Source organism: Sanguibacter sp. 25GB23B1, from assembly GCF_040012415.1.
Lineage (GTDB): Bacteria > Actinomycetota > Actinomycetes > Actinomycetales > Cellulomonadaceae > Sanguibacter.
The window spans coordinates 1-21,919 of sequence record NZ_JBDYKL010000033.1; the positions used below are offsets into that span (position 1 = coordinate 1).

Genomic DNA, 21,919 nt, shown 5'->3' on the forward strand with positions numbered 1-21,919 from the left:
CGGCGGGCTACTGCAGCTCGGCCTCCGCGGCCACCGCGGCCTCGATCGCCACCTGGAGACGCTCCTGCGCCTCGCCGTACGCCGCGAAGTCTCCCGTGGAGAGCGCCGTCTGGCTGTCGACGAGCGCCTGGCCCGCGTCGGCCAGCGCGGCGTCGAGGCGAGCCCGGGGGTCGCCGCCGTCGACCGGCGGAGCGGTCGTCGGGGCGTCTGTGGGCTCGTCCGTCGGGGCATCCGTCGGCGTGTCGGTCGGGGTCTCGGTCGGCGTGTCGTCCACCGGCACGTCTCCCTCGTCCGGCTGGTTGGCGTCACCGGCCGTCGCACCCGAGTCGCCCTCGAACACCTGGTCCAGTGCCCCGTCCAGCGTGTCGGCGAAGCCGACCTCGTCACCGAAGGCGACGAGCACCTTGCGGAGCAGCGGGAACTGCGTGCCGCTCGACGACTGCACGTAGACCGGCTGCACGTAGAGCAGGCCACCGCCCATCGGCAGGGTCAGCAGGTTTCCGTTGAGGACCGTCGAGTTGCCCTGCCGGAGCAGGTTGAGGTTCTGCGCGATCTCGTTGTCGGAGTTGAAGTTGTTCTGCACCTGTCCGGGGCCGGGCACGGTCGACCCACGCGGCAGCTCGAGGAGCCTGAGCTTGCCGTAACCCTCAGCAGGTTCGCCTGCCTCGTCGCCGGCCTCGGCGTCGACCGCGAGATAACCGGTGAGGACGTTGCGGTCACCCGTACCGCCCGTGATGAACGACGAGGAGAGCGAGAACGTCGGCTCGTCCTGGCCCGGCATCTGGAGGGTCTGGTAGTACGGCGGCTGCAACGGCTTGTTCTCCCCGGCGACCGTCGGGTCCTCGGGGTTGCGCCAGAAGTCCTGGCCCGAGAAGAACTCCGACGCCGAGTCCACGTGGTACTGCGTGAGCAGGGTGCGCTGGACCTTGAACATGTCCTCCGGGTACCGGATGTGGCTCATGAGCTCTCCGCTGATCTCGGAGATCGGCTCCACCGTTCCCGGGAAGACTCCCTGCCAGGCCTGGAGCACAGGGTCCTCGGGGTCCCACGCGTAGAGCGTCACCGAGCCGTCGTAGGCGTCGACCGTGGCCTTGACCGAGTTGCGGATGTAGTTGACCTCCTGCGGCTGCAGCGCGGCGATGCTCGCGGACGACGCCGTGAGCGAGTCCGCCGTCGCGTCCTCGAGGGACTCCGACGCGGAGTACGGGTACTCGTTCGACGTCGTGTAGCCGTCGACGATCCACTTGACCTTGCCGTCCACGACCGCCGGGTACACACGACCGTCGAGCGTGAGGTAGGGCGCGACCTTCTGCACACGCTCGCGGGGGTCGCGGTCGTAGATGATCTGCGAGTCCTCCGTCACGCGGCTCGAGAAGAGGATCTCCTCCGCCTGGAACTTCAGCGCATAGAGCATCTTGTTCATGAAGGAGCCGACGTCCGGACCGATCGAGGTGTCCTGGGTCGGGAACGTCGTGTTGACCTGTCCGCCTTCCTCGTCCGTCGGGTAGTCGAGCTCCCACGGCTCCGTGCCCTCGGGAGCACCGACGACGGAGTAGTCCGGGGAGGTCGGGCTGAAGTAGATGCGCGGCTCGTAGCCGTCCTCGTTGAGGTCCGTCAGCCCACCGACGGACGGGATCCCGCCCTCGTAGAACGCGGGCCGTCCGTCGGGACCGATCTGGTTGCCGAAGGCCGCGACCACGCCGAAACCGTGGGTGTAGACCGTGTGGTCGTTGACCCAGTTGCGCTGGTCGTTGCCCAGGCCGCTGAGGTCGAGCTCGCGGACCGCGATGACCGTGTCCCGGCTCTCGCCGTCGATGACGTAGCGGTCGACCGAGAGCGTGTCCGTGAAGTTGTAGTAGCCGCGGTTCTGCTGCAGCTGGCGGAAGGACGGGCTGACGATCGTCGGGTCGAGCAGCCGGATCGACGCCGTGGTCTCTGCGTCCGCACGCAGCGCTCCGGCCTCGGCGGTCGTCTTCGCGTTGTACGACTGCGTCTCGATGTCGTCGAGACCGAACGCGAGCCGCGTGGCGTCGATGTTGCGCTGGATGAACTCCGCCTCGAGACGCTGAGCGTTCGGCGTGACCTGGAAGCGCTGCACGATCGCCGGGTAGACCCCGCCCACGACGATGGCGGCGACGACCATGAGACCGACACCGATGGCCGGCAGGCGCCAGTTGCCGCGGATCGCGGTGATGATGAAGAGTGCGGCGACGAGCACAGCGACCCCCGCGAGGATCGCCTTGGCGGGGATGACAGCGTTGACGTCGGCGAAGGACGCACCCGCGAACCGCTCGCCACCGGTCTTGAGGATCGAGAAGCGGTCCAGCCAGTAGTTGAGACCGATGAGGATCATGAGGAGCGCGGCGAGCGACGCGAGCTGGATCCGTGCCGCGTGCGTGGTGCGCGCCCCGCCGCCCGGTCCGCCGATCTGCAGCCCGCCGTAGAGGTAAAGGGTCGCGAGCGACGCGATCCCGGAGATGACGACGACCGCCATGACGAAGCTCACCAGGAAGCGCAAGGCCGGGAGCGTGAAGACGTAGAAGGACAGGTCGATCTGGTACTGCGCGTCCACGGTTCCGAACGGCACCGAGTTGATCCACAGGAGCACGGTCGTCCACTGTGACGACGCGGCCACCCCGGCGAACAGCCCGAGGAGCACCGGGGCTGCGATCATGACGAGCTTGCGCAACGGCTCGACAGCCTCGCGGTACTGGTCGAGCGTCGCCTGCTCAGGCGTCGAGGGCGCATAGATCGGCCGGTTTCGATGAGCGAGGTGCAGGCTCGCGAACACGGCCGAGGCCATGATGACGAAACCGCCGGCGAAGAGGCCTGCGCGGGCGCCCCACTGGGTCCAGATGACGTTCGAGTACCCGAGCTGGGTGAACCAGAGCACCTCCGTCCAGAACTGCGCGAGGAGGAAGATCACGACGACCACGACGCCGAGGGCGCCGATGGTGATCGCCAGTGGGCTGGGTCGTCGTCCGCTGCGGCCCGTGGCCGGAGCTGGACGACGAGGCGGTGCTGCAAAAGACACGGCGGAAGATCCTCGCTCTAGGGTGAGACTCGTTGTCTGGCCAACGCTCGCAGACGCTCCAAGGTTCCCACAGTTCCTTCACGCGGCGCAGGTGGGCGGGTCGTGGTCACGCCCACGCGGATCTGCGATCCTGTGTGCCATGACATCGCCTGCGGCACCTTCCCTCACCGAGAACCAGCGAGCCCTCGCCGATGCGGTCGTCGACGTGGAACGCCACGTGGCTGCCATGGGCTGGGACGCTCCGACCCGCGTCTTCGCCCTCGTGTCCACGCAGGAGGCGCTCCTCGCCGAGCCCGAGCTCGCGAACCAGCTCCCCGCCGCGACCGTGCAGGCCGCGCTCGACGATCCCCGCCACCTCACCTCGGTCGAGCAGGACGAGCTCCCCGAGACCGACGCGCTCGAGGATCTCCTCGCCTCGATCACGTGGCCGGACGCCGTGATCGGCACCGCTGTCGTCGTCGAGCGCATCGTCCTGCCGCCCTCGGCGGAGAAGGAGATCCCGGACGACCCGGCAGCCGCGCTCGTCTACCTCTCGAGCCACCCGGAGCGGCAGGACGTGCGCATGGCGGTCGGGGTGCTGCGCGACGGCGTCTCCTGGTGTGCCGTGCGGACCCGGGTCAACGACTCCGACAACGACGTCGCCGTGGGCGCCGACCTCGTGCCCGGACTCATCGAAGGGCTTCTCTCCACCTTCGAGTGACGCACCACCACCGTGCGACGCACGGTCGCCTCACGCGATCCTCAGCGGGACCTGATCGCCGCCTCGGCGTCCTCGGCGGTGCAGGTGGCCAGCCCCTCGCCCTTGCCCTCGCCGATCGCGACCATCGCCGCGCGGGCCTCGCCGAAGGTGTCGACCTTCACCACGTTCAGTCCGTCCGGCACGTGCCCGTAGACCTCGTCGCAGTTCTCGACCGGAGCGAGGAACCAGCCCGCGCCGTCGCGCAGCGCCCCGTGCAGCTTCTGCTGGATCCCACCGATCGGGCCCACGTCGCCACCTGTCTCGATCGTCCCGGTGCCCGCGACGACCTCTCCGTTCAGCTCGTCCTCCGGGGTGAGCTTGTCGAGGATGCCGAGGGCGAACATCATGCCTGCGCTCGGTCCGCCGATGTCCGCGGTCTGGAACTCGACGGTGACGGGCAGCTCCCCGATGTGCTGCTCGATGACCACGCCCAGGCGTGATCCCCCGTCCTGGGCGTCGGCGGCGTCGGGGTCCTTGGCCGACGTCGCGAAGTCCACGTCGACCTCGGCGTCGTCGCGCAGCACCCCGAGGGTGACCGTGGTTCCGGGGTCCACCGAGTCCAGCGCGGTGACGAGCTGGTCGAACGAGGTGATCGGCGTCCCGTCGAGCGCGACGATGACGTCCTCGGGCTGCACCACCTCGTCGGCTCCGGTGCCGTCCTCCGTGCCGCTGACGACGAGGTCGACAGGGATCTCGTACCCGAGCGCGTCGAGCGCGACGTAGACCGAGCTCTGCTGGGACGCGGTCATGTCGGCGGCGTTGGCCGCGTCGACCGTCTCCTTGTCCAGCTCGGGTGCGAAGACCTCCTCGACCGGGAAGACCGCGCGTGTGCCGTCGAACCACCCCTGCACCACCTGCGGCGCGTACACCGCATAGCCGGGCCCACCGCTCACACCGACGGTCACCATGCGGAGCTCGCCGGTCGACTCGAAGGTCTCCGCGTCGGTGATGCTGATGAGCTCCTGGTCGTCGAACGACCCGAGCGTGTCCCGTGTGGGCCCCGGGGACTTCACGACGTACGGGGACGGCACGACAGCGAGTCCGGAGAGGAGCAGCACGGTCGCGAGGAACGAGACGCCGAGCGTCACGGCGCGGGGCGTGAGCGGAGGCCGCTCGGGAGGCGAGAACGGGTTCTGGGGATCGATCGTCACGAGGCCATCATCCCTGACGACCCTGGACGTGGACTGGGATGCCCGCTCCCCCGTTCCTCCGACGGGTCACGGCACGCTCAGGCGTGCCCACGCGCCCGTCTCCACAGCGCGGCCGTCCCGAGGAGTGCCACGGCCGCTCCCGCAGCCCCGAGCGCTGCGGCGTCGCGTCCACCGACACGACGACCGGCGACACCGACACGCCCACGGACCTGCGCGAGGAGGATCCGCAGGCACTCCTCGCTCGACGAGGTCGCCCTCCACCCGGCGTCGTGGAGCGACCCGGCGCCGACCGTCCACGGATAGACGGCGAACGTCATGTCGCTCGCCGGCAGCGGCAGGACACCGACGCGGTGCAGGCGCTCGGCCGTCGCGAAGGCCGTGACCGCCGGCAGGTCGACCGCACGCATCCCGGCGACCCGGAGGACGTCCTCGGGCGAGAGCACGTCCGGTTCGCCGTCACGGAGCGCGCCCACGGTGATGCGACCTGTCAGGCCGTGCGCGACGACCGCGACCACGGCGTCCGCCACGTCCTCGACGTGCACGAACTGCCAGTCCCGACGGGCGCCCTTGAGCGTGAGGACCCGCGGCGCCTCGAAGTGGCGTGTGATGAGGGTGTCGACGTCCGGACCGACGACGGCTGCCGGCCGGAGGATCGTCACCGACAGCTCAGCCTCGCCCGGTCCTGTCGCGAGCGCCTCGAGCGTGGACTCGAAGGTCAGCAGGTCTCCGACGGAGCCGTCGTCCACGGCGATCACCGGTTCCTCGCCGTCCTCGATGACCGGCCGACCAGGGGCGGCACCGTTGACCATCGCCGAGCTGATGCCGACGACGTGCCGGACGCCCGCGAGGCGCGCGTCGACGACGTCCTTCTCGACCTCCGCGACGACGGTCGCCCTCCGGTCCCGCGCCTCGCGACCCACCATCCGCGAGAAGTCGCCCCCGTGGCCGACGAGCACGACGACGTGCGCACCCGCGAAGCGGTCGAGGTCCTCGTCCGTCGTGTCCACCTCGCGGGCACCGAGGCGGTGCCGGATCCCGCGCGCCACCGGGCTGTCTCCGACGACGACGACGTCGTCGCGGCGCGTCTCGTGTGTGCGCCCAGAGCGAACCGGGACCGCTGTCATGTGCGAGGACCCTCCCGGTCTGGTCAATTGTGGTTACGGTGGTCCGAGCTGATGTCCGAGACCGCAGTCATCGTCCCAGGAGACCCTATGAGCAGCGACCCGTCCGACCCCTCCGGCGCGCCGCGCGAGCCGGACCCCTCCCAGTGGGAGGAGCTCCTGCGCTCCCTCTTCGGGTCCGACAGCGAGGAGGCCATGCGCCAGCTGCGCGCCCAGGGCCTCGACCCGCAGGCACTGGCGTCCGGCTCGGCCTTCCAGAACGACCCCCAGATGCTCCAGCACGTCCTCGACCAGGTCAAGCGCCTGCTGAGCACCTCGGGCGGGGCTCCCGTGAACAGCGACGTCGCACACGACGTCGCTCGCCAGGTGGCCGTCGCCGAAGGCGACCCGTCGCTCACCGCCCACCAGGTCCGCGTCGCGACCGAGGCACTCTCCGTCGCCGAGCTCTGGCTCGACGCAGCGACCGAGCTCCCCCCGGCAGGCGGCACGGCATCCGCGTTGAGCCGGTCCGAGTGGGTGGAGCGGACCCTCCCGGCGTGGAACATCCTCGCCCAGCCGGTCGCTGCCTCGGTCGTCGACGCACTGAGCGCGATCCTCAAGGACCAGCTCCCCGACTCGCTCGGCCTGGAGATCTCCGGCGAGGGCTTCCCGGCGGGGCTCCTCGGCGCGGCCGGCGGGCTCGACCCGTCCCAGGTCATCCGCCAGCTCGGAGCGGCCGTCTTCGGCATGCAGATCGGGACGGCGGCCGGGACCCTGTCCCGCGAGGTGTTCGGTGGCACCGACATCGGCGTCCCGCTGCTCGCCGAGCCCGCGACCGTCCTCGTGCCCACGAACATCGCCGAGTTCGCCAAGGACCTCGACGCGCCCGAGGACGAGGTCCGCCTCTTCCTCGCCCTGCGCGAGGTCGCGCACGCACGGCTCTTCACGCACGTCACCTGGCTGCGTGGCCACCTGCTCGGGCTCATCGAGTCCTACGCCCGGGGCATCACGATCGACATGGACGCGCTCGAGAGCTCGCTCCGGGAGATCGACCCGACCGACACGGAAGCACTGCAGGGAGCACTCTCCGGTGGCGTGTTCGGTCTGCAGTCGACCGACGAGCAGAAGGCGACCCTGCTGCGGCTCGAGACCGTTCTCGCTCTCGTCGAGGGCTGGGTCGACGAGGTCACGGCCCGTGCTGCGCTCCCCCACCTGCCCCACGCCGTGGCCCTGCGCGAGATGATCCGGCGCCGTCGCGCAGCGGGCGGCCCCGCCGAGCAGACGTTCGCGACGATCGTCGGGCTCGAGCTCCGCCCCCGCCGCTCGCGGGACGCTGCCGGGCTCTGGGCGTCCATCGACCGTGAGGTCGGAGCCACTGCCCGCGACGGTGTGTGGGACCACCCCGACCTCCTTCCCGGGACCGCCGACCTCGACGACCCGGCCGGGTACTTCGCACGCCGCGACCAGGTGTCGGCCGAGCAGTCCGACGTGGACAAGGCGCTGGCCGAGATCTTCTCCGACGCCGAGACCGGCGAGGCGCAGAACGGCGACGGTGAGCGTCCGGAGGACGGGCCTGACGGCAGCGCCGCGCCTGCGTGACCCGGCTCAGCGACCTGCCGGCGAACCCGACCCCGGACCGTCAGCGGCCGGAGCGTCACGGTCAGCGGGGTCCGTCTCGTCGATGAGAGCCGGGTGGTCGGCCTGGTGCAGGTCGTCCGCACGGTCAGCGTCGTCGCCGGGGGTCGGCTCCGTGTCGCCGTCGCCCGCGTCGCTCGCGAAGGCGAAACCCTCGAGGAACCCTCGCGCGCGCTCCGTACGCGGGTACGCCTCGAGGAGCGCCCAGAACTGCGGCCCGTGCCCCGCGTGGAGCGTGTGAGCGAGCTCGTGGAGCAGCACGTAGTCGAGCACCCATCCGGGCATCCCCCGCACCCTCGTGGAGATCCGGATCGAGCGCTCCGGCAGGCTGCACGAGCCCCAGCGCCGACCTTGCCGGGAGGACCAGCGGACGGACGACGGGTTCGCACGGCCGCCGAGGTAGCGCGCGGAGAGCTCGGCGGCGCGGGCGGCGAGTCCCTCGTCGGACGGTCGGCGCCGCTGCTCCTTGTCGGCGAGGCGGTCCAGCATGCGCTGGACCCACTCCCGCTCCTGGGCGCGCGAGAACCGCGCAGGGATCGACACGATCGTCCGGTCCCCGTCGCGGTAGGCGCTCACCGTGGTCTTGCGACGGCGGCTGCGCCGGACCTCGACTGCCGTATGCAGTCCCTCGCCAGCCTCAGGCACACCAAGACCGTAGCGGCTCACCTGCGACAAGGCCAGCAACCCGCCGCAGAGCACCTGTGGACAACGGCCGCTCCGGGCCGTCGGGTGACAAGGTCGACGAATGAGACTTCGATCGAACCTCCGCGTGCTCGAGCGCGGGCAGGGCCAGCTCCAGTTCGGAGCAGATCCCCGGTGGGCGACACTCGTCACCGGCTTGACCGAGCCTGAGCACGAGCTCCTTCTCGGGCTGGGGGACGCCGACCGCCCGAGCACGGGCACGCTGCTCGCCCGGGCCGGTGCCCGCGGCGTCCCGGACGAACGCGTCCGCACCCTGCTGACCATCCTCGACGATGCGGGTCTGCTCGCGGCCGTCACCCACGACTCTTCGGGTCCGCGCGTGCCGTCCGCCCTGCTGGACGACGCGGCCGCGCTCGAGACCGCCGTCCCCGGAGCGCTCGACCGGCAGACGCTCGCGGACCGCCGCAGCGCCGTCGTAGGGCTCTGCGGGCTCGGCAGGCTGGGGATGGTCATCGCGGGCACGCTCGCCGCAGCCGGGGTGGGGACCCTCCTGCTCGACGACGGCCGGCCGGTGCGTCCCGCCGACGTCGGGCTCGGCGGGCTGCGGGAGAAGGACGTCGGCGCACCGCGGGCACGGGCCGCAGGTGAGGTGGTCGCGCGCGCGTACCCGGGGACACGCGCGGGGTCAGGTCGCTCGGAGGCCCCTGACGTCGTCGTGATGGTGTTCGAGGAGGCTGCGGACCCGATGCGCACCGCACGCCTCATGTCCGAGGGGGTGCCGCACCTCGCAGTGACGATCCGGGAGGGAGACGTCGTCGTCGGTCCGTTCGTCGAACCGGGACGGAGCCCGTGCCTGACGTGCCTCGACCTCCACCGGACCGATCAGGACAGTCTGTGGCCGGACCTCGCGTCGCAGCTGCGACGCGCGGGACGGCTCGCGCCGGCGGCGCTCGACTCGTCGCTCGCGGGCCTCGCCGGCGCGCTGGCCGCCGCGCACGTCCTGGCAGGGCTGGACGGGTTCCGGCCCGCGACGACCGGGGCGAGCATCGAGTTGTCGATCCCCGATGCCCTGCCCCGGCTGCGCCGCTGGGAGATGCACCCGGACTGCGGGTGCATCGACGTCTCGCCCCGGTGACCGTTGGTCCCGGTCGTGCCGGTCCCGGTCATGCGGCCGCGTCCTTGCGCGGCCTTCCGCGGCCGCGCTTGCGCGCGACGACGACCCCGTCGACGAACACCTCGCCGCCCCAGACCCCCCAGGGCTCGGCGCGGTCGATCGCTCCGGTCAGGCAGCTGACCATGAGCGGGCACTCGCGGCACAGCGCCTTGGCCTCTTCGATCCTCGCCGACTGCTCCGCGAACCAGAGCTCCGGGTCGTTGGACCGGCACGGGGCCATCCCTGCGACGAGCTTGTCGAACTCCCGTCCCTCGTGCGTGCTGAGGGTGGGTTGTGGTGGCGTGGCCGTCGGGACGGTCTGTCCCGCCGAGCCCTGCCGTGAAATCGTGTCGAGCAGCGTTGTCTGCCGCACGGTGTCCTCCTGATGATCCCTTGTCGTGTCAGAACGTGGGGATGCACGGAGCTCTCGTGCCGCAGAGGCGACGGCGCTGACGCCGGAGCTGCTGAAGAAACACGAAGGCCGCGGATCCCTGGGGGACTCCGCGGCCTGGACGGCTCGGTCTGGTTCTCAGACGGAGCAGGTCCTGGAGACGGAGTCCTGGGTAGCAAAAGATGCGGTGAACGCGATGGAACGCGGACGGCGCTCAAGGCCGTCATGGCCGCTGAGCCATGTCACATCTGTCATCGTCTGGTTTTTCATCAGTGCACCCACCTCCTCTCGTCTCGGGCTCGAGCCTCTCGGCCGTCGCCCTCCTACAGGGACTCGTGAACCATAAGACCGTGCGCGCGACGCACGCAACCTATTTATCGAGAGAATCTTCGACGTATTTCTTGACGAGGCCCAGGACGCTCTCGCCGTAGGCGTCGATCTTGCTCGGGCCCACCCCGTCGATGCGTGCCAGCTCCGGCACCGAGGAGGGTCTGACCTCGGCGATCGCCTGGAGGATCGAGTTCGAGAAGACGACAAAAGCAGGGCGGTCGATGACCTTCGCCTGGGCGACCCGCCACTCGCGCAACGCCTCGTAGAGCGCCTCGTCGTAGTTTCCCGACACCTTGACGGTGGTGGCGCCGCTCGCCGACCCTGCCCCCTTGCGCGCACGGCCCGGAGCCTCTCCCGGCCACAGCCCGTCCAAGAACCGCGTGCGCTTGCGTGTCGCACGCCCACCAGGGTTCCGGGAGCGCGCGAACGACAGGTCCAGGTGCTCGCGCGCGCGGGTGATCCCGACGTAGAGCAGCCTCCGTTCCTCCGCGACGGCCTCGTCCGTCTCCGCCAACGAGATGGGCATGAGGCCCTCGCTCATCCCGGCGAGGAAGACGGCGTCCCACTCGAGCCCCTTTGCCGCGTGCAACGACGCGAGCGTCACGCCGTCGACCGTGGGGGCGTGCTGTGCGGCCGCCCGCTCGCTCAGCTCGGCGATGAGGTCCGCAAGGGTGGTGGCGGGGTCCTTCGCGGCGAGGTCGTCAGCGAGGCCGACGAGCGCCTGCATCGCGTCCCAGCGCTCGCGCGCCGCTCCGCGCGCCGTGGGTGGAGCAGCCGACCACCCCGCGGACGTCAGCACGTCCCGCACGGTCTCGGTCATCGGGACGTCGGGTTCCGCCGAGCGCACCGCGCCCCGGAGCAGGACGATCGCGTCGCGCACCTCGCGCCGCGAGAAGAAGCGGTCTCCGCCGCGGACGAGATAGCTGATCCCCGCGTCCGCGAGCGCCTGCTCGAACGCCTCGGACTGGGCGTTCGTCCGGTAGAGCACCGCGACCTCGCTTGCCGGGGTACCAGCGGCGACGAGACGGGACACGCGGGAGGCGATGCCCGCCGCCTCCGACTCGTCGTCGTCGTAGGACGTGAACGTCACCGGAGGGCCCGCGGGTCGCTGCGCGACGAGCTCGAGCGCAGGGTGCGAGCCGGACCTCCGCACGCCCTTCGCCGCGAGGAGGTTGTTCGCGAGCTCGACCACCTGCGGCGTCGAACGATAGTCCCGGACGAGCCGGATCACCTGTGCCTTCGGGTGCGCCTTCTTGAAGGTCAGCAGGTGGTGCGGGGTCGCGCCGGTGAACGAGTAGATCGTCTGGCTGGGGTCCCCCACCACACAGAGCTCCTCGCGGCCGCCGAGCCACTGGTCGAGGACGAACTGCTGCAGGGGCGAGACGTCCTGGTACTCGTCGACGACGAAGTGGCGGTACTGGCGCCGGACCGTCTCCGCCATCGTGTGCTGGGAGGCGAGCATGTCGCCGAGCATGAGCAGCACGTCCTCGAAGTCGATGACCGAGCGCTCGGTCTTGACGTCCTCGTAGGACGTGAGGAGCCGGGCGACCGTGCGGTGGTCGTAGCCCGCGGGCGAGGGCCGGGCTATCGCGGTGCACGCGCGCTCGTAGTCCTCGGCGGTCACGAGCGAGACCTTCGCCCACTCGACCTCGGACGAGAGGTCGCGGACCGCCACCCGGTCGACGCTCAGGGCGAGCCTGCGGGCGGCCTCGGCCACCACCTGTGCCTTGTGCTCGAGGATCCGCGGGGGCGCACCGCCCACGACCTGCGGCCAGAAGAAGCTCAGCTGACGCAGGGCTGCGGCGTGGAAGGTCCGCGCCTGCACGCCCGCGACGCCGAGGTCGCGCAACCGGGTCCGCATCTCACCGGCCGCACGCGCGGTGAACGTCACGGCGAGGACGGACGTCGGCGTGTAGACGCCCGTGCGCACGCCGTACGCGATCCTGTGCGTGATCGCTCGCGTCTTGCCGGTACCGGCGCCGGCGAGGACGCAGACCGGGCCGGTCAGCGCCTCGGCGACGTCACGCTGGTCGGGGTCCAGGGCATCGAGGATCGCCTCGGCCGACCGAGGGATGTCGGGGAGCAGGGTGCGCGGCGCTGCGCGGTGGTCGGGCACGGAGGAAGGAGCAGACATCACGCTCCAGTGTCCCAGGCCGGACCGACAGTCCGGACGCCTGTCTCCTCGCCGAACGGGGTGCGACCGGGAATAGTTCTCTCCCGTCCCCCTGTTGAGGGGTCGACACCCGAGATCCACGAGAGGACCCGCACCCATGAGCGAGACGACAGCCGTAGCCCCCTCGATCCCCGACGCCGGGACGATCGTCATGTACTCGACCTCGACGTGCGGATACTGCCGTCGGTTGAAGAGCCAGCTCGCCTCCGCAGGGATCGAGTACTCCGAGATCAACATCGAGGAGGTCCCCGGGACCGCCGCGTTCGTCGAGCAGGTCAACGGCGGCAACCAGACGGTGCCGACGGTCGTCTTCCCCGACGGGTCGTCCGCGACCAACCCGTCGCTCGCGGACGTCAAGGCGCGCCTCGGCCTCTGATCGACCCGGCCTCGCCGGTCCGGTCACCGGGCCGGCGTGGCTCCCCACGAGCCGCTCAGGCCTGCGCCGTACCAGTCCTCGATGAGGGCCCTGGCGATCGAGGTGGCGCTCGGCAGCAGGACCGTGCCGTCGTCGATGGCTGCGGCGAGCTCGTCCCTGCTGAACCAGCGCGCCTCGGTCACCTCGACCCCGTCGACGGTGATCTCCGTGCTCGTCGCCCGTGCGACGAACGCCATCATGAGCGAGGCCGGGAACGGCCAGGGCTGGCTGCCGCGGTACTCGACGGCACCGATCCGCAGCCCTGACTCCTCGTGCACCTCGCGGCGGACAGCGTTCTCCACGGACTCCCCCGGCTCGACGTAGCCGGCCAGCGTCGAGTAGCGCCCCTCCGGCCACTGGGCGGCGTGCCCGAGGAGGAGGCGGTCCTCGGGGTCGACGACCGCCATGATCACTGCCGGATCGGTGCGGGGATAGTGGTCCGAACCGTCGTTGGTGCACCGGCGGACCCATCCGCCGGTGGTCGCCTCGGTCGGCTCCCCGCACCGCGGACAGCGCGGGTGCGCCGCGTGCCAGGCCGCGAGCCCGACGGACTGGGTCGCGAGACCGGCGTCCCGGATGCTCAGCTGCGCGCCGACGTCTCGCAGCGACGCCCACTCGTGACTCTCGACGAGGTCGGTCACCGGGCTCGTCGGGGCGACCCCCTCGATGTCGAGCTGCGCCCCGTCCTCGTCGTGCAGGACGACGGCGACGTACGCGTCGCCGGACGGGCCGTCCTCGCGACCGAGGTACAGCCAGAGCGCCCGCTGCGACCGCGCACCCGGAACTGCGTCCTCGACGAGCGTCCGGTCCACGTCTCCGGCCGGCAGGAGCGCCAGCGATCGTCCGACCTCTGCGGAAGGCTCCGGCGGCACGACGGCCAGGCGGCCACGGTGGACGAGGACGACACGGGTCCCCGCCTCGCCGAGCGCGTCGTGCACGACGGCGGGGTCGGTGCGGCGGTCGGCGTCACGCCCGACGGCCGCGCGCGAGAGCGGAAGAGCGTCCCAGTCGATGAATCCCATGACACCACCGTAGGTCCCCTCGGACCTGCGCCGGCCCTGGTCCGTGCGCGAACGACGGGCGCGCGGTGTGGGAGCGGCCACAATCGTCGGCCACGACGGGGAGCCTGGCGCCGATCGAGGGCCTGTCCGCTTACCGTTGATGTGTGCAACGCTCTCCGCTCGCCCTCGCAGCCCTGTCGACCCTCGCCGTGCCGGGACTCGACGTGCACCACGTGGTCCCGGCCTACGGCCCGGACGGCTTCGACTGCGCTGTCGCGATCGACGCCGAGAGCAGGCGCTGGGTCGTCCGTGCACCGAGCACCCCCGCCGCCGGCGCGGCGCTCGAGGCAGAGGCGGCGTTCCTCTCCGGGCTCGAGACGCACGTCGACTCGGGCCTCCTCCCCTTCGTCGTGCCGCGCCCTGCCGGCTTCGTCGCGCTCCCCGACGCGGGCCGCGCCGTCGTCTACGAGGAGCCGCCGGGCCATCCCCTGAAGGTCCACCGCCTCACGCCCGGTCCCGGGCTGGCCGCGAGCGTCGGCCGTGCCGTCGCCGCCCTCCACGAGCTGCCCGTCTCCCTCGTCGAGGCGTCCGGCCATCCCGCGTACTCCGCCGAGGAGTACCGCCAGCGTCGTCTCTCCGAGGTCGACGAGGCGGCCAAGACCGGACGCGTCCCCGCAACCCTCCTGCGCCGGTGGGAACGGTCGCTCGAGGACGTCGCGCTGTGGCGCTTCCGGCCGACGATCACGCACACGGCGCTCGCCGCGGAGAACGTCCTCGTCCGGTCAGGACAGGTGAGCGCCCTGACGGACTTCTTCGAGGTGCAGGTGGGCGACCCCGCCGACGACCTCGCGTGGTTGCTCGTCTCTGCACCGCAGGACGCGGCAGACTCCCTCATGGAGGCTTACCAGATCCGGCGCACCGAGCTCATCGACCCGCACCTCGTCGAGCGTGCACTGCTCGCGAGCGAGCTCGCCCTCGCCCGCTGGCTCCTGCACGGTGTGCGCAACGACGCTCCCGAGGTCGTCGAGGACGCTGTCGGGATGCTCAAGGACCTCGACCGCGCAGCGACCGAGGTCGGTGCGTTCAGCGTCGCGGCCGGAGGGTGGGCGGAGCCAACCGGGACCGACGCCACACCTGGCCCGCACGCTGCCGAGGCGCCGGTCGACGACTCGGTACCGCCTCCCGCGCCGTACGCGGTGCCGGACTACGACAAGGTCATGCCGCGACCTCTCGAGGACGTCGCCACGACGAGCTACTCCGTGGTCGGCGAGGACGGGACCGCCGCCGCGCCCGACGCAGGGCCTGACGCAGTGCCTGACGCAGGAACCCGCTCGGGCAGCGACCAGGCGACGAGCGGCGAGGCGACGCCGGAGCAGAGCTCCACCGAGCGCGACAGCTAGCGCGCCGCCCCGCGCGCGACGTCCACGACCGCGCTGCTGCGGGACCGCAGTTCCGGCTCCTCGCGCTCAGGTTCACGCTCTCCACGCACGAGCCGCTCGAGCTCGGTCCGGTCGGCGAGGCGCTCCGGTCGGACGGTCGTGTCGTCCGCGACGTAGTAGAACGCTGCCGAGACGTGGTCGAGCGGCAGCCCGGACCACTGCGACCACGCGAGCCGGTACACGGCGAGCTGCACCTCTCTCGCGCGTCGAGCCTCCGGGTCGGCCGGCGCACGGCCCGTCTTCCAGTCGACGACCACGACGCCCGCAGGCTGGCCGTCGCGTGCCGGGCGCTGGGGATCGGGAAAGACCGCGTCGATCCGTGTCCTGGTGATGACGTCTCCGACGACGGTGTCGATGGCGACCTCGACCTCGAGCGGTCGCAGCGTGGCCCACACCGACGCCTCGAAGGTGCGCTGGAGGTCGACGAGCGTCTGGTCCCCGTCGATGTGGTCGTCATCGGCACCGGGCATGTCGTCGACGTCGAAGAGCGAGGTCGACCCGTAGAAGCGCTCGACCCACAGGTGGAAGGCGGTACCGCGCCGGGAGTGGACGGACGGCTCGCGCGGGACCGGGCGCCGCAGCGCGAGCGCGAAGGACGACCTGTCCCGGGCGATCTCGACGAGGCCCGAGGCAGAGATGTGACTGGGGAACTCGATGTCGTGCGACGCGCCGCGCGCCGCGGCGCGCTCGGCAAGAAGGATCTCGCTGAGCTCGACGAGGTCGGTGCCGTCCCGTCCACGGACGGGAGCCACCTCCGCGAGCGCGTCGGGTTCCGCGCGTCCGAGAGCCCCGAGCACGACGTCTCGGGACCGGCGCACGAGGTCGAGAGCAGAGAGCTCGGAGGCCGCTCCCGTCGGGACGGACGGAAGCGCCGTGGCGCCGGCAGGCGCGTCGGGCACCGCCGCTCCTGCGGGCCACCACGCGCTGCGCACGTCGTCGTCGCGCGGGTTGCTCGTCCCGGGGGCGGGCTCGTCGGCGACCGTGAGCTCGTCGAGCACACCGGCGTCCTGGAGCTCGCTGAGGAAGAGCGACGGGGTGGTGGGCTTGAGCGCGGTGCGCCACCAGGCGCCGCTGAGCAGCAGGTGCGACCGTGCGCGGGTGAAGGCGACATAGGCCAGCCGACGTTCCTCGAGCACCTCGTGCTCGCCGCAGCGGTGGCGGAAGTCTGCGAGCCGGGCGTTGAGCTCTGCGGAGTCCTCGGCACCACCGAGCTCGAGGTCGGGCAGGTCGCCCGCGTCGCCACGCAGGGGGAACGGCAGAGAGCCGAGGCCGGTGAGCCATCCGGCGGACGACGGGCCGGCGTCCCCGTTCGAGCGCGTCGAGGGGAACACTCCGTCGACCATGCCGGGGACGGCGACCACGTCCCACTCGAGCCCCTTGGAAGCATGGACCGTGATGAGCTGGACGGCGGCCGGGTCGGGGGTGCTCACCGGGCGGCCGAGACCGCGCTCACGCTGCTCGGCGGTCGTCAGCCAGGCGAGGAACGCTCCGAGTGTGGCGGTCTCCGCCGCGTCGGAGAAGGACGCGGCCACCGATCGGAAGGCGTCGAGGTGCGCTCGTCCGCGCGGGTCGGACGCAGGCCGGGGCACCCCGGTGGCGTGGACACGCTCGGCAGCCAGGGCGACCTCGATGTCGAGGCCCAGCGCCCGCTCGGCACGGTCGACGAGCTCCGGCAGGGACAGGTATGTCACGGCACGGATCTCACGTAGCGTCGCCGCGAGGGAGCGCAGTCGTGCCCACCCGTCGTCCGTGAACGACCGGCCGTCCGGACCGTGCCACGCGAGCGGCGGCAGGTCGTCCAGCGCGTCGATCACCGAGCGCTCGTCGGTCGCGTCGCCCTGTGCCGTGCTCGCCGTCGTGTGTCGCCGGGCGAGCTCTTTCGCGCGCGCACCGAGCGCGTGGAGGTCGCTCGCACCGAGGTTGATGCGCGGTCCGGTGAGGAGCCGCATGAGGGAGTCACCCCGGGACGGGTCGTGGGCGACCTCGAGGAGCGCGACGAGGTCGACGACCTCGGGGGTGGTGAGCAGCCCACCGAGCCCGACCACCTCGACGGGCAGCCCGCGCACGCGCAGCGCGGCCTCGATGACCGGGAACTGGCTGCGTGCGCGGCACAGGACCGCAGCGGTCGCCCGGCCGTCGTCTCGGTGCTTGGCCACGAACTCGGCGACCGCCTCGGCCTCCTCCTCGAGCGTCGCTCCGTAGACCGCGTGCACCGCTCCGATCCCTGCGGTGGGACGCGGGTCGAGCGAGGGCAGCGAGTTGGCGGGGTCGGCGGCGTACAAGGGTGCGGCGGTCGTGTTGGCGACGTCGAGGATCGCGAGGTCGTTGCGCCACGACGTGCTCAGGTGATGGGTCGGCGCGCGCGAGCCGTCGACAGTGAGGAACTGGTCCGGGAACCGTGCAGGGCCGGAGGCGCTCGCTCCGCGCCAGCCGTAGATCGACTGGTTGGGGTCGCCGACGGCCGTGACGGCGTGGCCGTCGCCGAACAGCGCTGCGAGGAGCCTGATCTGGGCGTACGACGTGTCCTGGTACTCGTCGAGGAGGACGACCTTGAAGCGCGCGCGCTCCCCCGCTGCGACGGCCGGAACCTCCTCGGCGAGCTGCGCGGCCAGGGCGATCTGGTCACCGAAGTCCACGGCATCCATGGCGCGCTTGCGCGCCTGGTAGGCCTCGACCACGTCGAGGAGCCGCCGACGCTCCATGAGGGACTGTGCGAGCTTGACGATGTCGGCGTGCAGCGAGGTGCGACGGCCGCCGAACGGTGTGGCCTCGATCGACCCGAGCAGCCGTCCGAGGCCCGCCCGTGCGTCGTCGACGCCGAGGAGGTGCTCGCTCAGGGCGTTGGAGAGGTCGAGCACCGATCCCACGACCGTCGAGACGGCCGCGTCGGTACCGAGGTCGTCGTGCCAGCTCTCGACGACGCTGCTGGCGATCTGCCACTGGCTCGCCTCGGTGAGGAGCCGGGCGCCCGGTTCCCGTCCGATCCGGAGCCCGTGGTCCTGCACGAGCGACGCGGCGTAGGCGTTGTACGTCGAGATGGTCGGGCGGTCGAGCGCGTCGAGGGCACCTGCCGCGGCGCCGGGGCGCGCGCGACGCAGCTGGCGCAGCCGCTTCGTGACGCGCTCGGCGAGCTCCCCCGCCGCCTTGCGGGTGAAGGTCAGGCCGAGGACTTCCTGGGGCAGGACGTGCCCGTTCGCGATGAGCCACACGACGCGCGCGGACATCGTCTCCGTCTTGCCGGAGCCTGCTCCGGCGACGACGAGCATCGGTCCCAGCGGAGCTTCGATGACGGCGGTCTGCTCCGCGGTGGGACGGTGCTGACCGAGGAGGTCGGCGATTCGCGCCGCGCTCACCGGCTCGGGGGCGGGCACCACCACGTTCATGACAGGCTCCTCTCGTCGGGGTCCGTCTCGGCTGGCGCAGGACCGATGACCTGGCGGCCCTCGCTCTGCAGCGGGCAGGATCGCCGCACCCCGCACATCGCGCACAACGAGTTCTCGACCGCTGAGAAGCCCGCGCCGGCCATCGTCTCGGCGGCCTCCTCGACGAGCGTGCGCGCCCAGCTGGTCTCGGGGTCGCCGAGAGCGCCCTGGGTGCGCCGCGTCGCACGGACGCCCTCGCTGATGAAGACCAGCTGCGCGCCGGTGCTGCGCGTCCCCGGCGGCAGCGACGGGAACGCGCCTTCCTCGACGGCGAGCTGGTAGGCACCGAGCTGCGCGTTCGTCTCGGCGTCGCGCGCGCTCGGGATGCCTCTGCCGGTCTTGAGGTCGGTCACGCGGACACCGCCGTCGGCGAGCTCGAGACGGTCGACGGCTCCGCGGAGGACCGCACGACCCACCTGGATCTCGAAGGCCTCCTCGACGACCACCTCGCCCGTGACGTCCTTGTAGTAGTCGGCGAGCCTGCGTACCATGCCGTCGGCGCGACGCCGCGCCTGGACCGTCGGCCACCCCGCAGGCATCCGCAGCTCGTCCCACCGGCGGTCGAGCTCGGCGGCGAGCTGCGCGTGCCCTGCGGCGGGCAGCTCCCGCGCGATGTCGTGGAGGAGTGTCCCGACCGACTGCGAGAGAGCCTCCGCGCTCGTGCCGCCCGCGCTCTCGAGGGCCCAGCGCAGCGCACAGCGGTGCACCTGCTCGACCTTGGACGGCGAGACCGGGACGAGCGCTCCCGGCTCCCGGAGCGGGGTGGCGGAGGAGACCTCGCTCGACCCGTACCAGGTCCGGGGGTCGGCCTCGGCGACACCTTCCCGGGCGAGCGACGCGAGGAGCGCTCCGACGGCCGGGGCCTCCCCGGGCCGGCCGGTGCGGGCCTCGGCGTCGAGCTCGGCCGCGAGCTCGGTCCGCAGCGTGGCGACGACCCCCCGCAGGTCGAGCGGAGCCGCGAGGAGGGGCGACTCGGGGCCGTCGACGGTGTCGACGTCGTCGTCGGAGGGTGGCGCGAGGAGGTCGACGAGCACCGACGGCTCGTTGTCGGCGTCGCGCGTCGCCGTCACGACGAGCCGGCGTCGCGCACGGGACACCGCGACAGCGAAGGCGCGGAGCTCGTCCGCGAGCACGGACCGGCGTGCCTCGGGACCGACGCCGCTGGCGCTGTCGGCACGACCAGCGAGCACCTCGACGAGTGCCTGAGAGCCCAGGAGCGAGTCTCGCAGACGGAGGTCCGGCCAGGTGCCGTCCTGGACACCGGCGACCACGACCACGTCCCACTCGCCTCCTGCTGCGCCCGCAGGCGTGAGGAGCTGGACGGTCTCGCCCGCCGCAGCGCGGGCCGCGAGGCTGTCGGCGGGCAGGTCCTGCGACTCGAGGTACTCGACGAACGCGAGCGGCGGTGACTGGGGCATCCGGTCGACGAACTGCTCAGCGGCCCGGAAGACCGCCATGACGGCATCGAGGTCGCTGTCGGCACGGGCCGCGCCCGAGCCGCCGTTGACAGCCACCGCGCGCCATGTCTCTGACACGTCTGCCGCGGACCACACCGCCCACAGCACGGTCTGCGCGGTGGCGCCGTCGACGCCGACGGCGGACCGTCCGGCGGCGAGCATCGCAGCGACACGTCGGGGTGCACGTGCGACGTCGGAGCGCAGGGTGGCCGTGCGCTCCGGGTCCGCGACGAGCTCGACGAGCAGCGCGTCCGAGGAGCGTCCGCCGCCGGCACCGAGCTCCTCGCCGCGCAGTGCTCGGCGCAGACGACGGAGCCCGACCGCGTCGAGCCCGCCGAGCGGGGACGTGAGGAGGTCGACGACGGACTCGACGCCCAGCTCGCCCGACACGGCCGCGCGGAGCGCAGCGAGGAGCGGGCGGACGGCCGGCTCGTCGCGCAAGGGGACGTCGGTACCGAGGAGCGCGACCGGGACGCTCGCGCTGCCGAGCGCCCTCCGCAGCCGGACGAGCGCGCCACCGGACCGCGCGACCACCGCCATCTGCGACCAGGGTGTGCCCCGCAGGAGGTGCTCGGCACGGAGGGTCCGCGCGACGAGCGCCTCTTCGCCGGCCGCACTCGGCAGGACGGCCACCTCGACGCCGTCCTCCCGCCCTGCCGCAGGACGGGCGCGTCGGTGCTCGGCGCTGACGACCGAACCGATCTCCTGCGTGACGCGCCCCGTCGCTCGGCGGATCTCGGGGCCGTGCCGCCAGGCGGTCTCGAGGACGAAGACCTCGGCGCCGAGCTCTCCGACGGCCGCGCCCACGCCCGGACGCGACCCGGGCGCGGGGGGTCGACCTGCGGCGGCTCGTCCGACGAGCGCCGGGCTCGCCCCACGGAAGGTCTGGACCGCCGAGTCGGGGTCGGCGAGCAGGACCAGCCGGGCACCGTCGACGGCCATGATGTGGCAGAGCCGCGCGGTCGCTGCCGTGCTCTCCTGGTAGTCGTCGACGACGACGAGGCGCCAGCGGGGCTTGTCGTCCGCGTCCCACCCTGCCAGGACGCGCGCGGCCTCGTCCACGACGACCGCGGGGTCGAAGCGCGCGCCGGCGTCGGGCGTGAGCTGGCGCAGCGCCATGACGTCGAGGTACTCCTCGTACACCGCCGCCGCGGCCACCCACTCCGGACGGCCGTGCCGCGCTCCGAGGGCTGCGAGACCGCTCGGGTCGACGCCCCGTTCGGCCGAACGCATGAGCAGGTCACGGAGCTCGTCCCGGAATCCGCGCAGCGCCAGCGTCTCCGGCGGGATCGACGCGGGCCAACCCACCGGTGTCCCCTCGCCGCGGGAGTGGCCGAGGAGCAGCTCCGCCAGAACGAGGTCCTGCTCAGGGCCTGTGATGAGGGTCGGAGCCGGGTCGCCGAACGACTGCGCGTTCTTGGCCAGGACGGAGAAGGCTGCGGACGGTGCCGTCCGGACGACCGCACCGCGCACCGTCATCCCGAGCCGCGCGGCCAGCGCATCTCGGAGCACACCCGCACCACGTCGGGTCGCGCTGAGGACGAGGATCTCGTCGGGACGCAGCCCGTCCTCCGCGACGGCCGCTGCGACGAGCTCGAGAGCCAGGGTCGTCTTGCCCGTCCCGGCCGCGCCGAGCACGAGCGCCACAGGGACCTCCCGTGCACCGGCGCGTGCACGTTCCTGCGACGGATCGAGGACCACGGGTGCACCTGCGCCGGACGACCCCGGGGCGTTCGCCGTCGACGACGACAGAGAGCGCAGGCGAGGGGGTAGGAGATCCACACGGAGATCCCATCACGGCCCACTGACATCTCGAACCACCGACAGCACGTGCCGG

The 21,919-nt window shown here is 72.1% G+C and carries 14 protein-coding genes; 5 read left to right on the forward strand and 9 right to left on the reverse strand.

Going from position 1 to position 21,919, the window contains the following annotated elements; genetic code table 11:
- Positions 1-7: 7 nt before the first annotated feature.
- A complete protein-coding gene (locus ABKW26_RS15940) occupies positions 8-3,034 on the reverse strand; it encodes a UPF0182 family protein (protein ID WP_348594905.1) in 3,027 nt (1,008 codons plus the stop codon).
- A 139-nt stretch (positions 3,035-3,173) separates the two neighbouring features.
- Between ABKW26_RS15940 and ABKW26_RS15945 the strand changes: the two genes are divergently transcribed.
- A complete protein-coding gene (locus ABKW26_RS15945) occupies positions 3,174-3,734 on the forward strand; it encodes a PPA1309 family protein (RefSeq protein WP_348594907.1) in 561 nt (186 codons plus the stop codon).
- 41 nt (positions 3,735-3,775) lie between these two features.
- Here ABKW26_RS15945 and ABKW26_RS15950 read toward each other — a convergent pair whose 3' ends face one another.
- Positions 3,776-4,924 (reverse strand): PDZ domain-containing protein, encoded by a 1,149-nt coding sequence (locus ABKW26_RS15950; RefSeq protein ID WP_348594908.1) that lies wholly within the window; start codon positions 4,922-4,924, stop codon positions 3,776-3,778.
- A gap of 77 nt (positions 4,925-5,001) precedes the next feature.
- On the reverse strand, positions 5,002-6,048 hold the full coding sequence (locus ABKW26_RS15955; RefSeq protein ID WP_348594910.1) for an NAD-dependent epimerase/dehydratase family protein: 1,047 nt from the start codon (positions 6,046-6,048) through the stop codon (positions 5,002-5,004).
- An 87-nt stretch (positions 6,049-6,135) separates the two neighbouring features.
- On the opposite strand from ABKW26_RS15955, the gene ABKW26_RS15960 reads away from it, so the two are divergent.
- On the forward strand, positions 6,136-7,623 hold the full coding sequence (locus tag ABKW26_RS15960) for a zinc-dependent metalloprotease (RefSeq protein WP_348594911.1): 1,488 nt from the start codon (positions 6,136-6,138) through the stop codon (positions 7,621-7,623).
- Between the two features lie 6 nt (positions 7,624-7,629).
- On the opposite strand, the gene ABKW26_RS15965 is transcribed toward ABKW26_RS15960, so the two are convergent.
- On the reverse strand, positions 7,630-8,304 hold the full coding sequence (locus tag ABKW26_RS15965; protein ID WP_348594912.1) for a M48 family metallopeptidase: 675 nt from the start codon (positions 8,302-8,304) through the stop codon (positions 7,630-7,632).
- A gap of 100 nt (positions 8,305-8,404) precedes the next feature.
- Between ABKW26_RS15965 and ABKW26_RS15970 the strand changes: the two genes are divergently transcribed.
- The gene (locus tag ABKW26_RS15970) at positions 8,405-9,436 is read left to right on the forward strand and encodes a ThiF family adenylyltransferase (protein ID WP_348594913.1); all 1,032 of its coding nucleotides are present in this window, start codon (positions 8,405-8,407) and stop codon (positions 9,434-9,436) included.
- 28 nt (positions 9,437-9,464) lie between these two features.
- Here ABKW26_RS15970 and ABKW26_RS15975 read toward each other — a convergent pair whose 3' ends face one another.
- Both ABKW26_RS15975 and ABKW26_RS15980 read right to left on the reverse strand, forming a co-directional pair.
- On the reverse strand, positions 9,465-9,827 hold the full coding sequence (locus tag ABKW26_RS15975) for a WhiB family transcriptional regulator (RefSeq protein WP_348594915.1): 363 nt from the start codon (positions 9,825-9,827) through the stop codon (positions 9,465-9,467).
- Between the two features lie 388 nt (positions 9,828-10,215).
- On the reverse strand, positions 10,216-12,309 hold the full coding sequence (locus ABKW26_RS15980) for an ATP-dependent DNA helicase UvrD2 (protein WP_348594917.1): 2,094 nt from the start codon (positions 12,307-12,309) through the stop codon (positions 10,216-10,218).
- A 136-nt stretch (positions 12,310-12,445) separates the two neighbouring features.
- On the opposite strand from ABKW26_RS15980, the gene ABKW26_RS15985 reads away from it, so the two are divergent.
- Complete coding sequence (locus ABKW26_RS15985; protein WP_348594918.1) at positions 12,446-12,724, forward strand: mycoredoxin; 279 nt, start codon at positions 12,446-12,448, stop codon at positions 12,722-12,724.
- 23 nt (positions 12,725-12,747) lie between these two features.
- On the opposite strand, the gene nudC is transcribed toward ABKW26_RS15985, so the two are convergent.
- Positions 12,748-13,785, reverse strand: coding sequence for an NAD(+) diphosphatase (gene nudC / locus ABKW26_RS15990; protein ID WP_348594919.1), 1,038 nt, complete (start codon positions 13,783-13,785; stop codon positions 12,748-12,750).
- A gap of 143 nt (positions 13,786-13,928) precedes the next feature.
- Here nudC and ABKW26_RS15995 point away from each other — a divergent pair, with 143 nt between their 5' ends.
- Positions 13,929-15,164 (forward strand): phosphotransferase, encoded by a 1,236-nt coding sequence (locus ABKW26_RS15995; RefSeq protein WP_348594920.1) that lies wholly within the window; start codon positions 13,929-13,931, stop codon positions 15,162-15,164.
- Here ABKW26_RS15995 and ABKW26_RS16000 read toward each other — a convergent pair.
- Both ABKW26_RS16000 and ABKW26_RS16005 read right to left on the reverse strand, forming a co-directional pair.
- Positions 15,161-18,586, reverse strand: coding sequence for an ATP-dependent DNA helicase (locus tag ABKW26_RS16000; protein WP_348594921.1), 3,426 nt, complete (start codon positions 18,584-18,586; stop codon positions 15,161-15,163). The genes ABKW26_RS15995 and ABKW26_RS16000 overlap by 4 nt on opposite strands.
- A complete protein-coding gene (locus tag ABKW26_RS16005; protein ID WP_348594923.1) occupies positions 18,583-21,783 on the reverse strand; it encodes an ATP-dependent DNA helicase in 3,201 nt (1,066 codons plus the stop codon). The genes ABKW26_RS16000 and ABKW26_RS16005 overlap by 4 nt, the downstream gene beginning before the upstream one ends.
- Positions 21,784-21,919: the final 136 nt, after the last annotated feature.

What these genes read in the sequence shown, in the direction of transcription:
- nudC (WP_348594919.1), bottom strand. Translation starts at nt 13,785, where the DNA reads ATGGGATTCATCGACTGGGACGCTCTTCCGCTCTCGCGCGCGGCCGTC.
- ABKW26_RS15960 (WP_348594911.1), top strand. Translation starts at nt 6,136, where the DNA reads ATGAGCAGCGACCCGTCCGACCCCTCCGGCGCGCCGCGCGAGCCGGAC.
- ABKW26_RS15945 (WP_348594907.1), top strand. Translation starts at nt 3,174, where the DNA reads ATGACATCGCCTGCGGCACCTTCCCTCACCGAGAACCAGCGAGCCCTC.
- ABKW26_RS15970 (WP_348594913.1), top strand. Translation starts at nt 8,405, where the DNA reads ATGAGACTTCGATCGAACCTCCGCGTGCTCGAGCGCGGGCAGGGCCAG.
- ABKW26_RS15980 (WP_348594917.1), bottom strand. Translation starts at nt 12,309, where the DNA reads ATGTCTGCTCCTTCCTCCGTGCCCGACCACCGCGCAGCGCCGCGCACC.
- ABKW26_RS16000 (WP_348594921.1), bottom strand. Translation starts at nt 18,586, where the DNA reads ATGAACGTGGTGGTGCCCGCCCCCGAGCCGGTGAGCGCGGCGCGAATC.
- ABKW26_RS15985 (WP_348594918.1), top strand. Translation starts at nt 12,446, where the DNA reads ATGAGCGAGACGACAGCCGTAGCCCCCTCGATCCCCGACGCCGGGACG.
- ABKW26_RS15955 (WP_348594910.1), bottom strand. Translation starts at nt 6,048, where the DNA reads ATGACAGCGGTCCCGGTTCGCTCTGGGCGCACACACGAGACGCGCCGC.